Source organism: Chryseobacterium sp. MYb328, assembly GCF_037572595.1.
GTDB classification, from domain to species: Bacteria; Bacteroidota; Bacteroidia; order Flavobacteriales; family Weeksellaceae; genus Chryseobacterium; species Chryseobacterium pennae.
Map to the genome: position 1 here is coordinate 104,240 of NZ_JBBGZQ010000005.1, position 18,772 is coordinate 123,011.

General features: G+C 36.0%; 13 protein-coding genes. 4 read left to right on the plus strand and 9 right to left on the minus strand.

All coding sequences use genetic code 11. The features are described from left to right. Positions 1-5 precede the first annotated feature (5 nt). The 7 genes from WH267_RS07480 to WH267_RS07510 all read right to left on the minus strand — a co-directional run bounded on the left by WH267_RS07480 (position 6) and on the right by WH267_RS07510 (position 9,033). Positions 6-1,784 (minus strand): Ig-like domain-containing domain, encoded by a 1,779-nt coding sequence (locus WH267_RS07480; RefSeq protein ID WP_340006994.1) that lies wholly within the window; start codon positions 1,782-1,784, stop codon positions 6-8. A 25-nt stretch (positions 1,785-1,809) separates the two neighbouring features. After that, on the minus strand, positions 1,810-3,072 hold the full coding sequence (locus tag WH267_RS07485; protein WP_115969893.1) for a serine hydrolase domain-containing protein: 1,263 nt from the start codon (positions 3,070-3,072) through the stop codon (positions 1,810-1,812). Positions 3,073-3,269: 197 nt separating this feature from the next. Beyond that, positions 3,270-4,199 (minus strand): 2-hydroxyacid dehydrogenase, encoded by a 930-nt coding sequence (locus tag WH267_RS07490; protein WP_340006997.1) that lies wholly within the window; start codon positions 4,197-4,199, stop codon positions 3,270-3,272. 142 nt (positions 4,200-4,341) lie between these two features. Next, entirely contained in the window at positions 4,342-4,893 is a 552-nt protein-coding gene (locus WH267_RS07495) for an acyl-CoA thioesterase (protein WP_340006999.1), read from the minus strand. Then, a complete protein-coding gene (locus WH267_RS07500) occupies positions 4,881-5,633 on the minus strand; it encodes an HU domain-containing protein (RefSeq protein WP_340007001.1) in 753 nt (250 codons plus the stop codon). The genes WH267_RS07495 and WH267_RS07500 overlap by 13 nt, the downstream gene beginning before the upstream one ends. A 180-nt stretch (positions 5,634-5,813) precedes the next feature. Beyond that, a complete protein-coding gene (locus WH267_RS07505; protein ID WP_340007003.1) occupies positions 5,814-7,949 on the minus strand; it encodes a TonB-dependent receptor in 2,136 nt (711 codons plus the stop codon). Positions 7,950-8,259: 310 nt separating this feature from the next. Continuing rightward, entirely contained in the window at positions 8,260-9,033 is a 774-nt protein-coding gene (locus WH267_RS07510) for a WG repeat-containing protein (RefSeq protein ID WP_340007005.1), read from the minus strand. 291 nt (positions 9,034-9,324) lie between these two features. On the opposite strand from WH267_RS07510, the gene WH267_RS07515 reads away from it, so the two are divergent. The 4 genes from WH267_RS07515 to WH267_RS07530 all read left to right on the plus strand — a co-directional run bounded on the left by WH267_RS07515 (position 9,325) and on the right by WH267_RS07530 (position 16,955). Further along, positions 9,325-12,108, plus strand: coding sequence for a bifunctional aconitate hydratase 2/2-methylisocitrate dehydratase (locus tag WH267_RS07515; RefSeq protein ID WP_340007185.1), 2,784 nt, complete (start codon positions 9,325-9,327; stop codon positions 12,106-12,108). Between the two features lie 314 nt (positions 12,109-12,422). After that, positions 12,423-14,690, plus strand: coding sequence for an aconitate hydratase (locus WH267_RS07520; protein WP_340007007.1), 2,268 nt, complete (start codon positions 12,423-12,425; stop codon positions 14,688-14,690). Positions 14,691-15,150: 460 nt separating this feature from the next. Then, on the plus strand, positions 15,151-16,218 hold the full coding sequence (locus WH267_RS07525; RefSeq protein ID WP_340007009.1) for a helix-turn-helix domain-containing protein: 1,068 nt from the start codon (positions 15,151-15,153) through the stop codon (positions 16,216-16,218). Positions 16,219-16,526: 308 nt separating this feature from the next. Beyond that, entirely contained in the window at positions 16,527-16,955 is a 429-nt protein-coding gene (locus WH267_RS07530) for a nuclear transport factor 2 family protein (RefSeq protein ID WP_340007011.1), read from the plus strand. 72 nt (positions 16,956-17,027) lie between these two features. Here the strand turns inward: WH267_RS07530 and WH267_RS07535 are convergent, their stop codons facing one another. Beyond that, positions 17,028-17,702 carry a LytR/AlgR family response regulator transcription factor gene (locus tag WH267_RS07535; protein ID WP_340007013.1) on the minus strand — a complete coding sequence of 225 codons (675 nt, stop codon included), beginning with the start codon at positions 17,700-17,702 and terminating at the stop codon, positions 17,028-17,030. After that, on the minus strand, positions 17,695-18,702 hold the full coding sequence (locus tag WH267_RS07540; protein ID WP_340007015.1) for a sensor histidine kinase: 1,008 nt from the start codon (positions 18,700-18,702) through the stop codon (positions 17,695-17,697). The genes WH267_RS07535 and WH267_RS07540 overlap by 8 nt, the downstream gene beginning before the upstream one ends. Positions 18,703-18,772: the final 70 nt, after the last annotated feature.

An 18,772-nucleotide genomic window follows, 5' to 3' on the forward strand; every position in this document is an offset into this window, starting at 1 on the left:
AAATTTTATTTAACCGGAGTTATGACTGCATCAGCAGATTTTACTTCTTTTTTGATTTCCTGTACTACTGTTTTTTCTTTTTCTTCCAAAGCAGGAGGAGTCGCAGCCGTTGCAGATGTATTGATCCCTTTTGGATTATCAAGTGTTCTGGTATCTGTAAGATCCCATTCTTCTCTTGTCTCCCATAATGCTTTTACCAGAGCCTTTTTGTAGAAAACATAAGCATCTTCCGCAAAGGTTTCAGTTGCGAAGTCTGCTTCATCCCAATATTTATCATTATTATTATCTACCAATATCCGGACAATGTATTCATTAGGTTTCAGAATATCAAATTTTACACGATCGCCTTTAGTATACTTTTGATACACTACTTTATCAGAAGAATCTAATAACTGGATCCAGTAATTAGATGCAGGTGCATTGGAGAGCGTGAACTCCAGACTTCCAAACTGTTCTACTTTATCAACAGTGAAATCAAAACGTTTGGATTGGGTATTTTTTGCATAGAAAGAGGAAACAGTTTCCTTAGGAATCGTCAATTGATACTCTTTTCCATTAACAAAATCAGACTGTACCAGAATCTGATAAGGATTTACCTCTGAAATCTTAGCTGTAAATGGTAAAGTAGCCAAAGAATCTCCCTTGGTAGCAAGTCTCCATTTTGATGGATCAATTTTATCAATAAAATAATTGGATGAGATTTTAAAATCAGATTTTGGATCCAGTGAACCTCCCCCGTTGTCGCTGAAGATGTCCATTGTATTTTTTTTATTGTACTTGTAGAACAATGAAACTGAATACACAGTATCTTTTTTGGGTCCGATATTGTGGCTGAACATCAATTTCTCAGTTGTCTCCTGCCCAATATTATTCTTCACGGCATCAAACCAGATTCTAACTGAATCAGATTTTGGGGTGTGAGTTATTTTTATATCTTTAAGCTTATCATTGAGAGATTCTACTTTTACAATATCCGGATGGCCCTCAAAAGTCATAAGAACTCCTCCGGGCGCTTCCTTCATCTCTGAATACTTCAATGCTTTCTTTGATGGATAAACACTTAAATTCAGTCCTGAAATGGATTTCTCAACATCAACGGTTTCTTTTTTAAATCCTATTTTTTCCTTTCCGGGATCATAAACGGAATTTCCGTTTTCATCTTCGAAAGCTATAATTCTATATTTACCGGGAGAAAGGTAATTCAGTTCATAGTATCCGTCATCATCTACCTTGGTAATGTAATAGGGCTTTTGCTTATAGTTCATAGTATCTTTTACCTGATACAGTCCTACTACCATTTTATTTTCATTGGTTCCGGTTTTCTTCTTAATCTGCATGGCATCTTTTATGTCACCACTTATATACAGATCATCCAACTTTTCTCCTGTAGAAAAAGCAAAATTAAAATACCGAAGAATATTAGACTCATTATTATCTGCAATTGAATTTCCAAAGTTGAAATTATAAGTGGTATTGGCCTGAAGGGTATCAGCCCACTGGATAAGAACAAATTTATTGGCAATATTCGATGGAAGAATTCGCTTGATATTTTTAATTGGCGGAGAAATGATAAGGTTTTTATTAATATCCTTTAGGGTCACATATTCATCAAAATCCAGTCGAAGTTCGTGGATATCTCTTTTTACATTAATCCTTGTGGTATCAATATTTGAACTTAAAAATTTGGGAGCCAATGTATCTTTAGGTCCTCCCACAGGAGATCCTACCCTTGCACAGGAGTGTACAAGAAAACAGATAACGAATAATAAAAGAAACCTTTTCATGAAAATGTTTAAGCAAAAATAAACATTATTCTCCAAAAACTTCATGTCCACTATTCAAACTATCTTTACTGTCATTCATTACAGTCTGAAGTTTCTCCTGCTGCAAAGGGAAATTTTCAAATAATCCTGATAATGCAAGTGCTGTATAAACTTTACCTGAATATTTATTTCCGATTGCCACGATGGTTACTTTAGATTTTAAAAGGTGAGCAAATACGGAATTGGATCCATGCCACCATCCGTTATGGTAGGTTAGCTTTTCACCGTTATCAAATATTTTCATTCTAAAACCTAATCCATAATTGTTCATTCCTGCCTTTTCATTGCTGTAAGGAGTAAATACCAGCTGCATCAGCTCCGGCTTTAAGAAATCCTTAGAGAACATTGCTTTGGAAAAATTGTATAAATCTCTGGGTGTAGTGTACACATTTTTATCTCCATAGATAAGATCAAGACGATCTAAAGGATATAATCTATTGGCACCATAATAGAAAGACTGAGAAGCTGTTGGAACATCTTTTTCCTGGAAAATATAAGTATGATCCATCTTCAATGGTATGAAAACCATTTCTTTCATCGCCTGCGGAAAAGGTGTCTTGGTTACTTTTTCAATCAGCAGAGCCAATAAGGCAAAATTTGTATTACAGTACATAAATCCGGTATCTGTATCTCTTGCCAGATCCGGTTTATATTTGATAATCATATTCAGTACATCCTGATTGGTAATAAACGGCTTGGAAAGTTCTGCCGGGGCAGGCTTTATCTGAGTGATAAAGTATTCGTATTTGGGTAATCCGCTTCTTTGATCCAGCAAGGTCTGAACAGTTACATTCGGATACGGAAATCCTGGAAAGAATTGGGTAAGATGATCAGTAAGCTTTATTTTACCGGCTTCTATCAGCTTCATCATGGCCATAGCCGTCAATGTTTTTGACACTGAAGCTACGTGTAATGGTGTATTCTTATCGATCGGCATCTGATTGCCTTCTCTACCGAAGCCTCTATAGTTTTCGTATAAAATCTCATCTCCTTTGGCCACTAAAATACCGCCACTAAGGTCTCCTCCTTCCCATATTTTTTTATAGTATTGATCTATATAGCCTGTCAATGATTCTTTATTGGAAAGCTGCCCGTCAGCTTTTGTAAAAACATTTCCCAGATCCACATTCCCATAGTTCGGAAGGTTGGTCATATTTTCAACTGAAGCCTCTTTGGATTCAGATTTATTTTTACAGGAAAAAAGGGATAAAACAACAGCTGTAGCAAGTACTAAATTACGCATCTTCATAAGATTCAAAAATGAGCGGCAATTTAATAAAAGTCAAAATTAAATTGTAAATATGAAAGGAACATTATGAATAATTTAACATAAAATCAGAAAAAAGGATAAAATCAAAGAAGGCTGAGGAAGCAGATAGTAGGAAGGAAAATCCTTTCATTATACCAGCTTCCTCAGCCTTATCAGTATTCTTTATTCATAACGAATCAGCAATAAGAGGCTATAATCTTATCTACAATAAACTGGGCCAATTTCTCTTTGCTCTGATGTGTCCATCCGGCAATATGAGGAGTTACCATTACTTTTTCGGATCTCAGAAGATATTGTAAGTCTTCATTTTCTGTTTCAAGATTCTCAAAAGAGGACTTTTCATATTCTAAAACATCTAAACAAGCCCCTTTTACCTTACCTGCTTTCAATGCTTCTACTAAACTTTTAGTTTTTATATTTTTCCCTCTTGCAGTATTCACAAAATAGAAGTCATTTTTCATCTCAGAAATAAACGTTTCATCGATAAGATAGTGAGTTTCTGAAGTCAGAGGAATATGCAGGCTCAATACTTCTGCAGATTGCTTTAATTCATCTAAGGTAACCTGAGTGGCAAATTCATCGGAAAGACCCGGAAGAATATCATGGAAGATCACTTTACATCCAAAGCCAGAAAGTCTTTTGGCTGTAGCTTTTCCCATATTTCCGTATCCTATTAATCCTACCGTTTTTCCCAGTAATTCATCTCCTCTGTTTTCTTCACGTTTCCAAATCCCATTCTTCACTTCCTGAGAAGCAATAAAAAGCCTGTTCATAATGACTAACAACATTCCTACAACATGTTCTGCAACAGAGTCTCTATTCCCTTCCGGAGAGTTGATCAATTGAATTCCCAGTTTTTCGGCAACAGGAATATCAATGTTTTCCATCCCCGCTCCTACTCTTGCAATAAACTTCAGATTCTGAGCCTGTTCAAGAAAGTTTTTATCTAAAGGAATACGGCTTCTAATGATAATACCGTCATAGTTTTTGATCTTATGGCAAACCTCATCATAAGTGGAAGTAAAGTCTTCTTCCAACATAAAGTTTTTAGCTAAAAGCTGTTCGGTGATGAGCGGATGATTTTTATCTAAAAGGAGAATTTTCATAATTTAAACACAAATGACACAAATTAGTTTCACAAATAACATATTCTCCATTTTCAAAGAAAAGTGTTTGTAATTTACAATATAGCTATAAAAACAAAATGCTTTTAATCTGGATATTCCGTATTAAAAGCATTTTAAAGTCTTATTTTTTATCCTTTTTGGAAGATTGTGGTTCTTCCGGCTCCTGGAATAATTTCTTAAGTTCTACAGATTCCAGAGGCTTCATTCTTCCGGAAAGAATTAAAGAAAGTTCTTTTCTACGGAAGGCTGCAGCATATCTTTCTTTTTCATCTTCTGTTTCCGGAACCATATCCGGAATTGGAATTGGGCGGTTGAATTCATCTACTGCAACGAAGGTATAGATCCCTGAATTGGTATGAACTTTTTTCTGATTAATAGGATCGTCTGACCACACATCCACATAAACCTCCATAGAAGTAGAGAATGCTCTGGAAACTTTAGATTCCAAGACCACAACGCCGCCTTCAGGAATCGGATGATTGAATGAAACGTGATTTACAGATGCTGTTACAACTCTTCTTTCACAATGTCTTGCTGCAGAAATAGAAGCACATCTGTCCATTTTTGCTAAAAGTTCGCCACCAAAAAGGTTTCTTAGAGAGTTTGTTTCGTTCGGAAGAACGATATTGGTCATAATCGTCAGGGATTCTGACGCGGTTTTTATTTTTGCCATTTATTCTTAGTGTTTTTGGGAGCAGCCGGAACTGTTTTTGGAGTTTTTCCGGCAGGTTTTACCAATGAATCTTTCTTAAGGGAGTCTGAAACAGGAGTTTCCGGGCCATGTACCACTACCTTCACCGTATCTTTTACAATTCTGTGGGTAGAAGTCTGTACAGATACTTTATTAAAGGATTTCTTCCCAAAGAGAAGTTCCTTTTGGGTAAATGCAAAGTATGCAATACCAAGAACCGGAATAATCAACAGGAAGAACCAAAGAATAGTCTTCTTGAATTTATAATCCTTTTCACGGTTTACTGAGGGGTTTACATTTTCACCATTATTGATGTCAGAAAATCTGATTTCTTCTAATCCGAAAAAATCCGGACGTCCCGCTTCCACTCTTTTTCCTTTGAAATGTGTATGTCCTTCTTCAATAAAGATGGTTCCCAGGTTTTGAATTTCAAGAACCTGTTCTGCCTGAAGTTTTTTCTTCCAAAAATCAGTCTGTATCTTCAGATCACTTCTGGAGGCTTCTACAGACATCTGTTTTTCCTTGGCAATAAAAATGGTAAGGTCCTCTGCCTGTACTTCATAGTCAATTGTAAATTCAATCTGACTTGCAGGAGGCAGGATACTTCCGTTTTCGGAATTGATAATTGCCTTAGAATTTTTCAGGGAAAACACACCAAAGCCTGGAACCGTGACAGTTCCGTATTGTTTTAAATATTCTAAAATGTATGCTGAAATATTCATTTGGCAGCAAATTTATAACTTTTTCATGACTTTTTGAAGATATTTAACGCATATAAAAAAAGACTGCCAAAGCAGCCTTTTGAGTATTTCATATGAAAACAGGTTGACTATTCATGATCTCGAATCCCTTTCGGAATAAATTTGCAATCCCCTTATTTACAGTCATTCCTTTCTTTCAATCTATTGAATTTTCCAGCTGATACCAAACATAAAATTTGTTCCTGCCTGCGAGAAGTAATAAGGGGCACCACTATATACAGCTCCATTATTGACATATTTTTTATTGAACAGGTTATTGACCAATAATTTCAAAGCGACATCGTTGTTAGCAATTTTAAACTGATACTGTGCATTAAAATCAGTCAGGATATAATCTTTTAGCTGTACATTCTTATCCTCTGTATTATCAAGGTATTGTTTTCCTACATACTGATTCATTAAAGCAAACTGGAAACTTTTAGATGGCTTAAATGTCAATCCTAAATTAGCAACTACATCCGGAGAGAATGAAATTTGGGTATTGCCCAGATTCTTAACCACTTTTTTGTTTTTCATATTGAAATCCAGATTTCTGTTCTGGCTCAAACTTATATTTCCGGAAACCTCCCATTGCTTTGAAAGTTTTGCCAACAAACCAATTTCGATTCCTCTTCTGTAGCTTTTCCCTGAATTGGTTCTGATAAAAGCTCCTACATTATTCAGTTCTCCGTTTAATACCAATTGATTCACATAGTACATATAGTACAGATTTGCAGTCACGGATAAAAATCCAAACTGCTTTTCCAGTCCCGCTTCAAAATCATGAAGTTTTTCAGCTTTAACACTATTATCAGCAATCAGATCATCTCTGTTGGGTTCACGGTGAGCATGAGCATAAGACAAATACACTTTCCCATTTCCAATTCTATAATTCACCCCTGCCTTAGGATTGAAAAACAGCCATTTTTCTTTGATATTTCCTCCTTCGCCATCACCATCCAGCAGTATTTTAGTATCATAATTGATATTTCTCAGCTGAAGATCTCCAAAAAATTCAAAATCATTTACCCTTACAAGTGCTTTTGCAAACCCTGCCACTTCATTCTTCACAGAACGTCCTCTATAATATTCATAGTTATCAATTTGTGGAAAGTACACTCCGGTTACTGTACCGTAATGCTTCCCATAATACTGGTTGGCTACTATTCCGAAATTAAGATCTACATTTTCAAATTTCCCGTAAAGGGTAGAAACCAATCCATAAAAATGATTATCCAGCCATTTTTTTCTAATGAAGTCTGTAGTTTCTACAGGAAGTCCATTTACGACTGGAACAGCTAAATTATAATTAGAATAATGCACTGCCTCCTTATCATTCTCATCCACTCTGGTATAATTCTCATAATATCCCTTTCCTCTTGTATAATGCAGAGTAGTTTCCAAATTCCAGGTATCATTGAACTTTTGTTCCCATAGAAACTGATAATGATTCTGGCGATAGTTGTCTGTTTCACCATCATAAAACTTCTTTTCACCGGTAAAAAGATCTATATATTCTCCGGAAGGATTATACTTCGGATCGGTTTCCCAGGTTTTTCTGCTGATTCCGTTCCATGCCTGATACGTTCTTTCTTTTCCTCCGAATGCCATTAAACGTAATCTCGTTTTCCCTTCTTCAAATAAAGCTGTAAAGTTGTAAGAATCCAGATTGGATGATGCTCTGTCAATATAACCATCAGAATGAATATGGGAATACCTTCCCATCACAGAAAGCCTGTTTTTCCAGAACTTACCCGTGCCTACTTCTGCTGAATATTTATAGGTATTGAATGACCCGTAACTGTCATCTGTTTTGAAATAAAACTTCTCTTCAGGATCTTTTGAAATGACATTAATGCTGGCTCCAAATGATGAAGCACCGTTATTTGAAGTTCCAACCCCTCTCTGAATAACAATCTGGGAGGCTGAGCTCGTTAAATCCGGGACATTCACAAAAAAAGCACCCTGACTTTCTGAGTCATTAAAAGGAACGCCGTTCATCATTACATTAATTCCTCTTCCCGCAACTCCACGAATTCTGATTCCAGTGTAGCCCACCCCATTTCCGGCGTCCGAAGTGGAAATAACCGAAGTTTGATTTTTCAACAGGATAGGAAGATCCTGCCCCATATTTTTTCCGTCTAAATCTTTCTGAACATTAATAATCTCCTTAGCAACAGGAAGTCTTTTGGTAAAGTTAACCGCTTCTATTTCCCTGATTTTCAGAGAATCCTTGTTTTGAGCCTGAATAAAGGCCACAGAGCCTATGGTAAGCCCTAAAAAAAATAATCCTTTCATTCTATAAATCTTTAACATTTAATGAATAAAAGGGGATCGATAAGATATTATACAGGTTCAACCCTCAGTAGAGTTGATGTCCCTAAACAGCATTACCTGTTCCAGGTTCGGTGGGTATAATCTCAGCCTGTTAAAGCACCCCTTTATTTCAGCCGCGAAAATACGAAAAATATATGAGATGAATGGGATTCGGGATTGCGTGGTACAGGATTATAGGAAAGCTGATTATAAAAAGATTTGTTGTATGAAGAAATTAGAGTTATAAAAAATCTTCATCGGTAATGAATGATCATCATTCATCACTCATTTTCTAATACGTTTTGTTATTGGCATCAATGTAATAATAGTTCTTTCCATCTTTTGTCACTTCAAACATTTTTCCCAGCTTCCAGCTGAAGTTTCTTTTAATATTTGAATATTCGAAAGGAATAATGATTTTATTATTAACATCAATAACCCCGAATTTATCATTATTTGAAGCAACAATCATCGGATCAGCCACATCATCTCCTTCCATGATGTAGAGGTACTGATATTGCGGATAAATCTGATACTGACGGTAGTCGGCTGCATTAACGAATTTTGATTTTTCAATAATTCCATAGAACCCATTAAGAACATACGCCTGAAAAAGCTGCTGCTTGTACTCTCCAAACTTGCATTTTCCAAGATCAGAATCCTTAAACTGATAAACTCTTTTTCCTGAATGATTTACACGGTAAGAAATCATATCCTTTTCTACAGTTGCATACTCTCCGGTTCCAAATTTTCTGACTTTCTCATTGGGAGAATTCAAAAGATTACAGTCTTCATAAAAAAATACGGCAATATGATATTCCGGCTGAATGATATATTTTCCATTTTGATTAACGTACCCGAAGCTGTCTCCCTTCTTTTTAGGGATCAACAATGGAAGGTCTTTGTTAATAACTACCAGGTCAGGATTGTGCTTGACTACAGCATTTTTCTCTTTTTTTATGGTAGTTTTCGTAACGTTTTTCACTGTTGGTTTCTTCACCAATTTAGTCTGTGAAAAAACAGAAATCGAAATAAAAACGCACAAAATATTCAGGATATTTTTCATATTCACCTTTTGTCTGCAAAATTACGGCCAAAAATAGAAATTATCAAATTCATATTTATAAAGAATCTAAATAATTTCATTCTTATAAAATCGTAAAATTTCGTAATTTTGGGGAACATTTTGAATTGTTTAATAATTTAAAAAACTTTTAAAAAAATGTAGATTATGCTGACCTTCTTTGGTTAATGTTGCATCACATGCGAGATCTCAAAATGTCATTAATTGTATTTTATACAGACCATTAAAGAAGCAGCGAAATACTCTACCTTTAATATTGAAAGACCTTCTATTATGAATATTTATAAGGATTACATCAAAGAGATTGAAGAAAGAAAAGACCAGGGGCTTCATCCAAAGCCAATTGATGGTGCTGAATTACTAAGCGAAATCATCGCACAAATCAAGGATTTGGGTAATGCAGATCGAACGGATTCTCTTAAATTTTTCATCTATAACACCCTGCCGGGAACAACAAGTGCAGCAGGTGTAAAAGCTAAATTTTTAAAGGAGATTATTCTGGGTGAATCCATAGTAGAAGAAATCTCTCAGGCTTTTGCTTTCGAATTATTATCTCACATGAAAGGAGGTAAATCCATCGAAGTATTATTAGACTTAGCTTTAGGTAACGATGCTGCCATTGCTCAACAAGCTGCAGACGTTCTTAAAACTCAGGTTTTCCTTTATGAAGCAGATACAAACCGTTTAAAGGATGCTTACAACAGCGGAAATGCCATCGCTAAAGAAATTTTAGAAAGCTATGCACAGGCTGAATTCTTCACTAAGCTTCCTGAAGTGGCTGAAGAAATTAAAGTGATTACTTATATTGCTGGTGAAGGAGATATCTCTACCGATTTACTTTCTCCGGGTAACCAGGCACACTCAAGATCAGACCGTGAACTTCACGGTAAATGTATGATCACTCCTGCAGCTCAGGAAGAAATCAAAGCTTTACAGGCACAACATCCTGATGCAAGCGTTATGCTTATTGCTGAAAAAGGAACAATGGGTGTAGGTTCATCCAGAATGTCAGGCGTAAACAACGTAGCTTTATGGACAGGTAAGCAGGCTAGCCCTTATGTACCATTCGTAAATATTGCACCGATTGTTGGAGGGACAAACGGTATTTCTCCAATCTTCCTTACTACAGTAGACGTTACCGGAGGTATTGGTGTTGACCTTAAGAACTGGGTGAAGAAAGTAGACGAAAACGGAAACCCTGTTCGTAACGAAAATGGTGATATCGTTCTTGAAGAAGCTTATTCAGTAGCTACAGGAACTGTGTTAACTATTAATACAAAAGAAAAGAAATTATATAACGGAGATCAGGAACTGATTGACCTTACCAAATCTTTCACACCACAAAAGATGGAATTCATCAAGGCTGGTGGATCTTATGCGATCGTATTTGGTAAGAAGCTACAGACATTTGCTGCTCAGGTTTTAGGTGTTGAGGCTCCTGTTGTTTTTGCTCCATCAAAAGAAATCTCTCACGAAGGGCAAGGTCTTACGGCTGTTGAAAAAATCTTCAACAGAAATGCTGTAGGAACTACACCAGGCAAAGTATTACATGCAGGTTCTGATGTACGTGTACAGGTAAATATCGTTGGTTCACAGGATACGACAGGTCTGATGACTTCTCAGGAGCTTGAATCAATGGCTGCTACTGTAATCTCTCCGGTTGTTGACGGTGCCTACCAATCAGGCTGTCACACTGCTTCAGTTTGGGATAAAAAAGCTCAGGCTAACATTCCTAAGCTAATGAAATTCATGAACGATTTCGGTTTGATCACAGCTCGTGACCCGAAAGGTGAATACCACTCAATGACTGACGTTATTCACAAAGTTCTTAACGATATCACTGTAGACGAGTGGGCAATCATCATTGGTGGTGACTCTCACACAAGAATGTCTAAAGGAGTTGCTTTCGGAGCCGACTCTGGAACGGTTGCTCTTGCATTAGCTACGGGTGAGGCTTCTATGCCAATTCCTGAATCTGTAAAAGTAACATTCAAAGGTGAAATGAAACCTCACATGGATTTCCGTGATGTGGTTCATGCTACTCAGGCTCAGATGTTGAAGCAATTCGGAGGAGAGAATGTATTCCAGGGAAGAATCATTGAGGTTCACATCGGAACACTTCCTGCTGACCAGGCCTTCACATTTACAGACTGGACTGCTGAAATGAAAGCAAAAGCGTCTATCAACATTTCTGAAGACAACACCCTAATCGAATCATTGGAAATTGCTAAAGGCAGAATCCAGATCATGATCGACAAAGGAATGGATAACCACAACAAAGTTCTTCAGGGATTAATTGATAAAGCAAATAAGAGAATTGAAGAGATCAGATCAGGTGAAAAACCAGCGTTGACTCCAGATTCCAATGCTAAATATTATGCTGAAGTTGTTGTAGATCTTGATGTAATTGTAGAACCTATGATTGCTGACCCGGATGTAAACAATGACGATGTTTCTAAGAGATATACTCACGATACGATCAGAGATCTTTCTTACTATGGTGGTGAGAAAAAAGTAGATCTTGGTTTCGTTGGATCTTGTATGGTTCACAAAGGAGACCTTAAGATTGTTTCTCAGATGTTGAAAAACCTTGAAAAGAAAAATGGTAAAGTAGAATTTAGCGCTCCTCTGGTAGTGGCAGCTCCTACTTATAACATTATTGACGAGTTAAAAGCTGAAGGTGACTGGGAATTATTAGAGAAATATTCAGGATTTGAATTTAATGATAATGCGCCTAAAGGTGAAGCTCGTACAGAATACGAAAATGTAATGTACCTTGAGCGTCCTGGATGTAACCTTTGTATGGGTAACCAGGAAAAAGCAGCGAAAGGAGATACTGTTTTAGCTACTTCAACACGTCTTTTCCAGGGAAGAGTAGTAGAAGATTCTGAACGTAAAAAAGGTGAATCTCTATTGGCTTCAACTCCGGTTGTTGTTCTTTCTGCTATCATCGGAAGAATCCCAAGCATTGAGGAATACAAAGCAGCAGTTGAAGGTATTGACCTGACTACTTTTGTACCTTCCATTAAGGAATTAACAAGTACAAGCGCTCACTAATTGATCTTTAGTCGCAAGACTAGTCAAATCATATAAAATGAAAGATTTTAGTCCTTTTTGGATTTAAAATCTTTCATTTTTTTGTTTAGAATCGTTCTATTTTAACTTAAATACGATTTTTTTACGAGAAAATCGGGAAAATAGAATCTATTTTTTCTTAAATTGAAAGTGATAAAATCTCTTGGTTTTACATTCATAATCAGCCCTATTCATAGATTATAGGAACGTTTTTTGATGTATTAAAAAATGATTTTTCTTTTTCAAAACAGAAGAAAAGGAAACATTAATGGAAAAAGAACAAAACTAAATACGATATGACTTTTGATATTGATATGATCAAAAAGGTGTACGAGCGTTACCCTGAAAGAATTGCTGCGGCAAGACAAATTGTGGGAAAACCTCTTACCCTTTCAGAAAAAATTCTTTACACCCACCTTTGGGAAGGAAATGCTACACAGGCATATGAAAGAGGAAACTCTTATGTAGATTTTGCACCGGACAGAGTAGCGATGCAGGATGCCACAGCACAAATGGCGCTTTTACAGTTCATGCAGGCTGGAAAAACCAAAGTAGCTGTTCCTTCAACAGCTCACGCGGATCACTTGATCCAGGCGAAAGTAGGTGCTGATAAAGATTTACAGGAAGGTATTAACAAAAACTCTGAAGTATTCAACTTCTTAAGTTCTGTATGTGATAAATACGGAATCGGATTCTGGAAGCCGGGAGCAGGGATTATTCACCAGGTTGTATTGGAAAATTATGCTTTCCCTGGAGGAATGATGATCGGAACCGATTCTCATACCGTAAACGCCGGCGGACTAGGAATGGTTGCCATTGGTGTAGGAGGTGCTGATGCGGTAGATGTAATGGCAGGAATGGCCTGGGAACTTAAAATGCCTAAACTTATCGGGGTAAAATTAACCGGTAAAATGAGCGGATGGACTTCTGCAAAAGATGTCATCTTAAAAGTAGCAGGAATTCTTACTGTAAAAGGAGGTACCGGATGTATTGTTGAATATTTCGGTGAAGGGGCAGAATCTCTTTCTGCAACGGGTAAAGGTACCATCTGTAACATGGGTGCTGAAATCGGAGCTACAACATCTACTTTCGGGTATGATGATTCTATGAGAAGATACCTGTCTGCTACAGGAAGACAGGATGTGGTAGATGCAGCGGATAAAATTGCTGAACACTTAACTGGGGATGCTGAAGTATATGCTAACCCGGAACAATATTTCGACCAATTAATTGAAATTAATCTTTCTGAACTGACTCCACACTTAAACGGACCTTTCACTCCGGACTTAGCCACTCCAGTTTCTGAATTCAGAGCTAAAGCTGAAGCGAACGGATGGCCATTAGAAGTAGAATGGGCATTGATTGGTTCTTGCACCAACTCTTCTTATGAAGATTTATCAAGAGCAGCTTCTATCGTAGAAGATGCAGTATCAAAAGGAGTAAAACCTAAAGCTATTTTAGGAATTAACCCAGGTTCTGAGCAGGTGAAATTCACAGCGGAAAGAGACGGTTTCTTAGATTCTTTCAGAAAATTTGAAAATGCAAGAATCTTTACCAACGCTTGTGGACCATGTATCGGGCAATGGGATAGAGAAGGTGCTGAAAAAGGAGAGAAAAACTCTATTATTCACTCTTTCAACAGAAACTTTGCAAAAAGAGCTGACGGTAATCCAAATACCCATGCATTCGTAGCCTCTCCAGAAATGGTAGCTGCTGTTGCCATCTCCGGCAGACTGGATTTCAACCCGATTACTGATACTTTAACGAACCAGGCAGGTGAACAGGTAAAACTTAACGAGCCTAAAGGTTTCGAACTTCCTGAAAAAGGATTTGCTGTGGATGACAATGGATATCAGGCACCATCTGCAGACGGATCGAGTGTTGCGGTTAATGTAAGCCCTACTTCAGACAGACTTCAGTTATTAGAGGAATTCCCTGCATGGGATGGTAAAAATATTACTGGAGCTAAAGTATTAATCAAAGCTTTTGGAAAATGTACTACCGACCACATTTCTATGGCTGGACCATGGTTAAAATACAGAGGTCACCTTGACAATATTTCCAATAACATGTTGATTGGTGCTGTTAATGCTTACAATATGGAAACCAACCATGTTAAAAACGAATTAACAGGTGAATATGGTGAAGTTCCTGCTGTACAAAGAGCTTACAAAGCTGCAGGTGTTCCTACCATTGTTGTAGGAGACCAAAACTACGGTGAAGGATCTTCACGAGAGCATGCAGCTATGGAACCAAGACATCTTGGTGTAAAAGCTGTATTGGTAAAATCATTTGCGAGAATCCATGAAACCAACCTTAAAAAACAAGGAATGCTGGGAATCACTTTCGCTAATGAGGCTGATTATGATAAAATACAGGAAGATGATACAGTTAACTTCTTAGATCTTGACCAGTTTGCTCCAGGAAAACAATTGACTTTAGAATTCGTTCACAAAGACGGAACGAAAGACATTGTTATCGCAAACCACACTTACAATGATCAACAGATTGATTGGTTCAAAGCAGGTTCTGCCCTTAACTTGATTAAACAACAAGAGAAATAAGAATTAATTGTTAGATCGATTAATGATAAAAATACGGCTTCAGTAGAAGCCGTATTTTTTGTTTTATTACTATTATATTCAATAGGAGCGGACTAAAGTCAGCTCTCAAAATCAAAAAGCTGCTTAATCTCCGAAATCTGCATGAAAATAATTTGTTAAGATTTCTCGCAGATCTTGCGGATTACACAGATTGGTAATGGAAAAGAAAATCTAAATCTTATAGGTTTGGGGACTCCAGTCTATACTATTTTATCTTATCCTGAACAATATATTCTTCTGATACCGTTCGTGTATTCATATAATCCTAATATTTTCAATATAAAGGATCTCATTAAACGGGAAATACTGCTGCTTCGATAATTTAATGAAGTATTGAAAAAAGATTTAATAAAAAAATGAACATGTAAAAATGGAAACCAGAAATTAGTATTTTTACACTAAGCAATCAATTTACAAACAAATGACTTTCGGGCAACAATTATTATTCTTCTTTAGTGCAATAGGAGCTTTCAATGGTCTTTTGTTGGGGGTCTATCTATTGTTTATAAAAAAACAGAAAGATCTGTCTCATTTGTTTTTAGGGCTGCTTTTGCTTATGTTGAGTATTAGAATCGGAAAATCTGTTTTTATATATTTTGATCGTGATCTTCCGAAAATCTACCTGCAAATAGGTTTGTCAGCATGTCTTCTGATAGGTCCGGCCTTATATTATTATATCCGCTCATTGGAAAGTCGAGACAAATCTGATCTACAGAGTTGGAAATATGTGTTCGGAATCCTTACAGGAATAATCCTTATAGGTGGATATTTTATTTCATATGCTGAATTTCCTTATTTGTGGAACCATTATATAGTACAGCTCATCTATATTGAGTGGGCATTATTCATTATATGGGCAGGATATGAGTATGTAAAATATATTAAAAATAAACAATGGGCATCTCAAACACATGTCTCTTCTATATATTTCAGTAATGTAATTATTTTTCTTGCCTATCTATTTTTTTTAATAGGCTGGGTAAAAGGTGCATATATTGCAGGAAGTATTACTTTTTCATTTTTATTGTATCTCAATTTTTTATTCTTTTTCAACAGGAAAAATGAAGTTATATCGAAAAATGGAAAAGTAAATAAATATGCTAATAAAAAAATTCCAGAAGCTCAGGCAGACAGTTCTGTTTCAAAACTGGAGAATTTAATGAAAACCGAAGAGCTTTATAAGAATCCTGATCTAAAACTGAGTGATCTGGCGGTTAAAATGAATATCTCATCCCACCAACTTTCACAGCTGCTAAACGATAACCTGGGGAAGAACTTTTCTATATATATTAACGAGTATAGGATCAATGAAGCTTGTGAAAGAATATTAAATGACACTCATCTTAAAATAGAAGAGATAGGGTATGAAGTTGGGTTCAATTCCAAATCTACTTTTTTCACTACTTTCAAAAAAATAAAAAATACAACACCTCTCCTTTACCGTGAGGCTTTTCAGGAAAATGAGGAGATTCGTTGTAAACTATCATAATGCGATCTTCCGGTTTCCAATAAGTTTTATTTTATAATTCTGTACTTCTTAATTTCAATTTCAGAACCTTTCTTTTATAATTCTCTTATACTTTTGGCTTCATAAAATTTAAGTTTATGAGGGTAGTAAGTCTGTCCAAAATTTAAATTTTCATCAATCATTTAAACTCTCTCTAAAGCCTAATATCTGAATATTTCTTTGGGAAGAAAGTATAATTTCATACCCAATTCAGAATTTCAAGATCATTAAAAGAAGCTGAAAATGATATATGTGACAATATTTGAATAGAATTTAAACAAACTATAAAAATGAAAAAACAAAACCTGATTTTCGTATTAACTCTTTTTTGTTTTATGAATGTTTATTCACAAAACAATTCTAAAGCCCTCATCAAAGAAACTATAGAAATGTACTTTGACGGCTGGAAGAAAGGAGACACCCTGAAGGTGGGAAAAGCAATGCACAGTACTTGCAAACTTAAAAACGTGAAAGAAGATAAAGTAGTTGTCTTTGACAGGAAAACCTACTTAAGTGGGTTTAGACCTAAAGCCACTGTCGAAAACATAGAGTCTAAAATATTGAACCTTGATGTCACCGGAAATATAGCCGCTGCAAAATGTGAGATAAAAACAGCAAAATATATTTTCATAGATTACTTTAACCTCATGTATACAGAAGGCAGATGGTACATTGTTGACAAAATTTCGACCAGAAAAGAAATATCAAAAGAAAAGTAGAAACTATAGACTTATTCCAAGATATTAAACCTTATAGGCTTCAAAACCCTATAAGGTTTGAATTCTCCAGATTTATTTCAGCCTATCCAACAAATTAGCTCTATAGCTATCTCCTATTGGGATCTCCAATTCGTGCAGACTTATTTTTTTAGCCCCGATACTTTTGACCTTGTCCAGATTAACGATAAAGGATTTATGAATTCTTACAAAGCTTTCAGAAAGCTGATTTTCCATAGATTTAAGCGTATCCAGCACAATATATTCTTCTCCGGCGGTTCGAATATTCACATAGTCTTTGATGCTTTCAATATAAAGGATTTCATTAAAGTTGATGCGATGCTGCTGCCCTGATGATTTAACGAAGAAATGAGCATCTTCTTCCTGGAAAGAAAACCGTTCCTGAGCCTTCATTGCACTTTTCAGAAATCGTTCAAAGGAGACAGGTTTCAGAAGATAATCAACAATATTATGCTCATATCCTTCCAGTGCATATTCTGAATAGGCCGTTGTTAAGATATATTTTTGTTTGGCACCTACAATTTTCATGAAATTGATTCCTGTAAGCTCCGGCATCTGAATGTCCAGAAAGATAAGATCCGAATCATTATTCTGAATATATTCTAGCGCTTCAATAGGGTTTTCTGTAGAGAAGACCAACTCAAGAAAAGGAATTTTCTGTACATACTGTTCAAGAAGTGAAATAGCCAGAGGCTCGTCATCAACGATGATACATTTTATTTTATTCATCCCGCAAATCAATTTTTAAATCTACAACAAATTCTGTTTCCGAATCTTTGATGCTTAGCTCATGTTTTGGATATAATATTTCCAGTCTTTTTTTCACATTCTGAATCCCAATCCCAGAACCGGAGTCTTTCATTTTATCTTTTTTAAAGTTCAAAAGGTAAAAATGCAATACTTTATTCTGATCGGAAATTTTCAGGTCGAATCCTTTACCCCTAAGATCTCCGTGTTTAAAAGCATTTTCAACGAATGGTACCAGTAACATAGGTGAAATATTCAAATGAGAATACTGAAGATCTTTTTCTACAAGAATAAGCTCCGGATTCCTGAGTCTCAGCTTTTCCAGTTCAATCAAACTGTCTATATATCCAATTTCCTTATCCAGAGAAATGAAATCTTCTTCAAGGTCTTTTGTACTGTATCTCAATAGCTGTCCGAGCTCTTCTATAGCAGGCAATGCCTTTTCTGATTTCTGATATACCAATGAATAAATATTATTTAATGTATTGAAGATAAAATGAGGATTAATCTGGGTTTTTAAGGCTTTCAGTTCTGCATTTTTCTTTTCTTCTACCAGCTGAAGCCTTTCTGCATCGAGAGAAGAGTATATTTTAAATAAACAGAAAACCGTACTGATGAAAATAGAGGTCACACTATTATAAATATTATCGAAAAAATAATAGCCAAACTCTGTTCCTTCAGGATAGTTCCGGATCCCGAAAAAGAGGGGAAGAAAGACCTCTTCTGTAAAATAGCGAATCACAACAAAGCAGGTTACACTAATAGAAAAACCAACAATAGCCTTATACAATTTCTTGATATCAAAAAACCTAGGAACAATAAAAAAGTAATTGAAATAGAAACACACAAAACTGGTCAGAAGATAAGTTAGTTTAAATGCAATATATCCTTTCTTATACACAAAAGCAGGAACAATGATTGTTCCTACTAAAAACATAGCCCAATAAAAGACATGCAGAAAAAGCAATTGTTTTTTTTTCATAGCACAAAAATAATTGATCCACCCAATCAAAAGCTCAATTTTCGATAAACCGGGTCATTTTATCGATGAA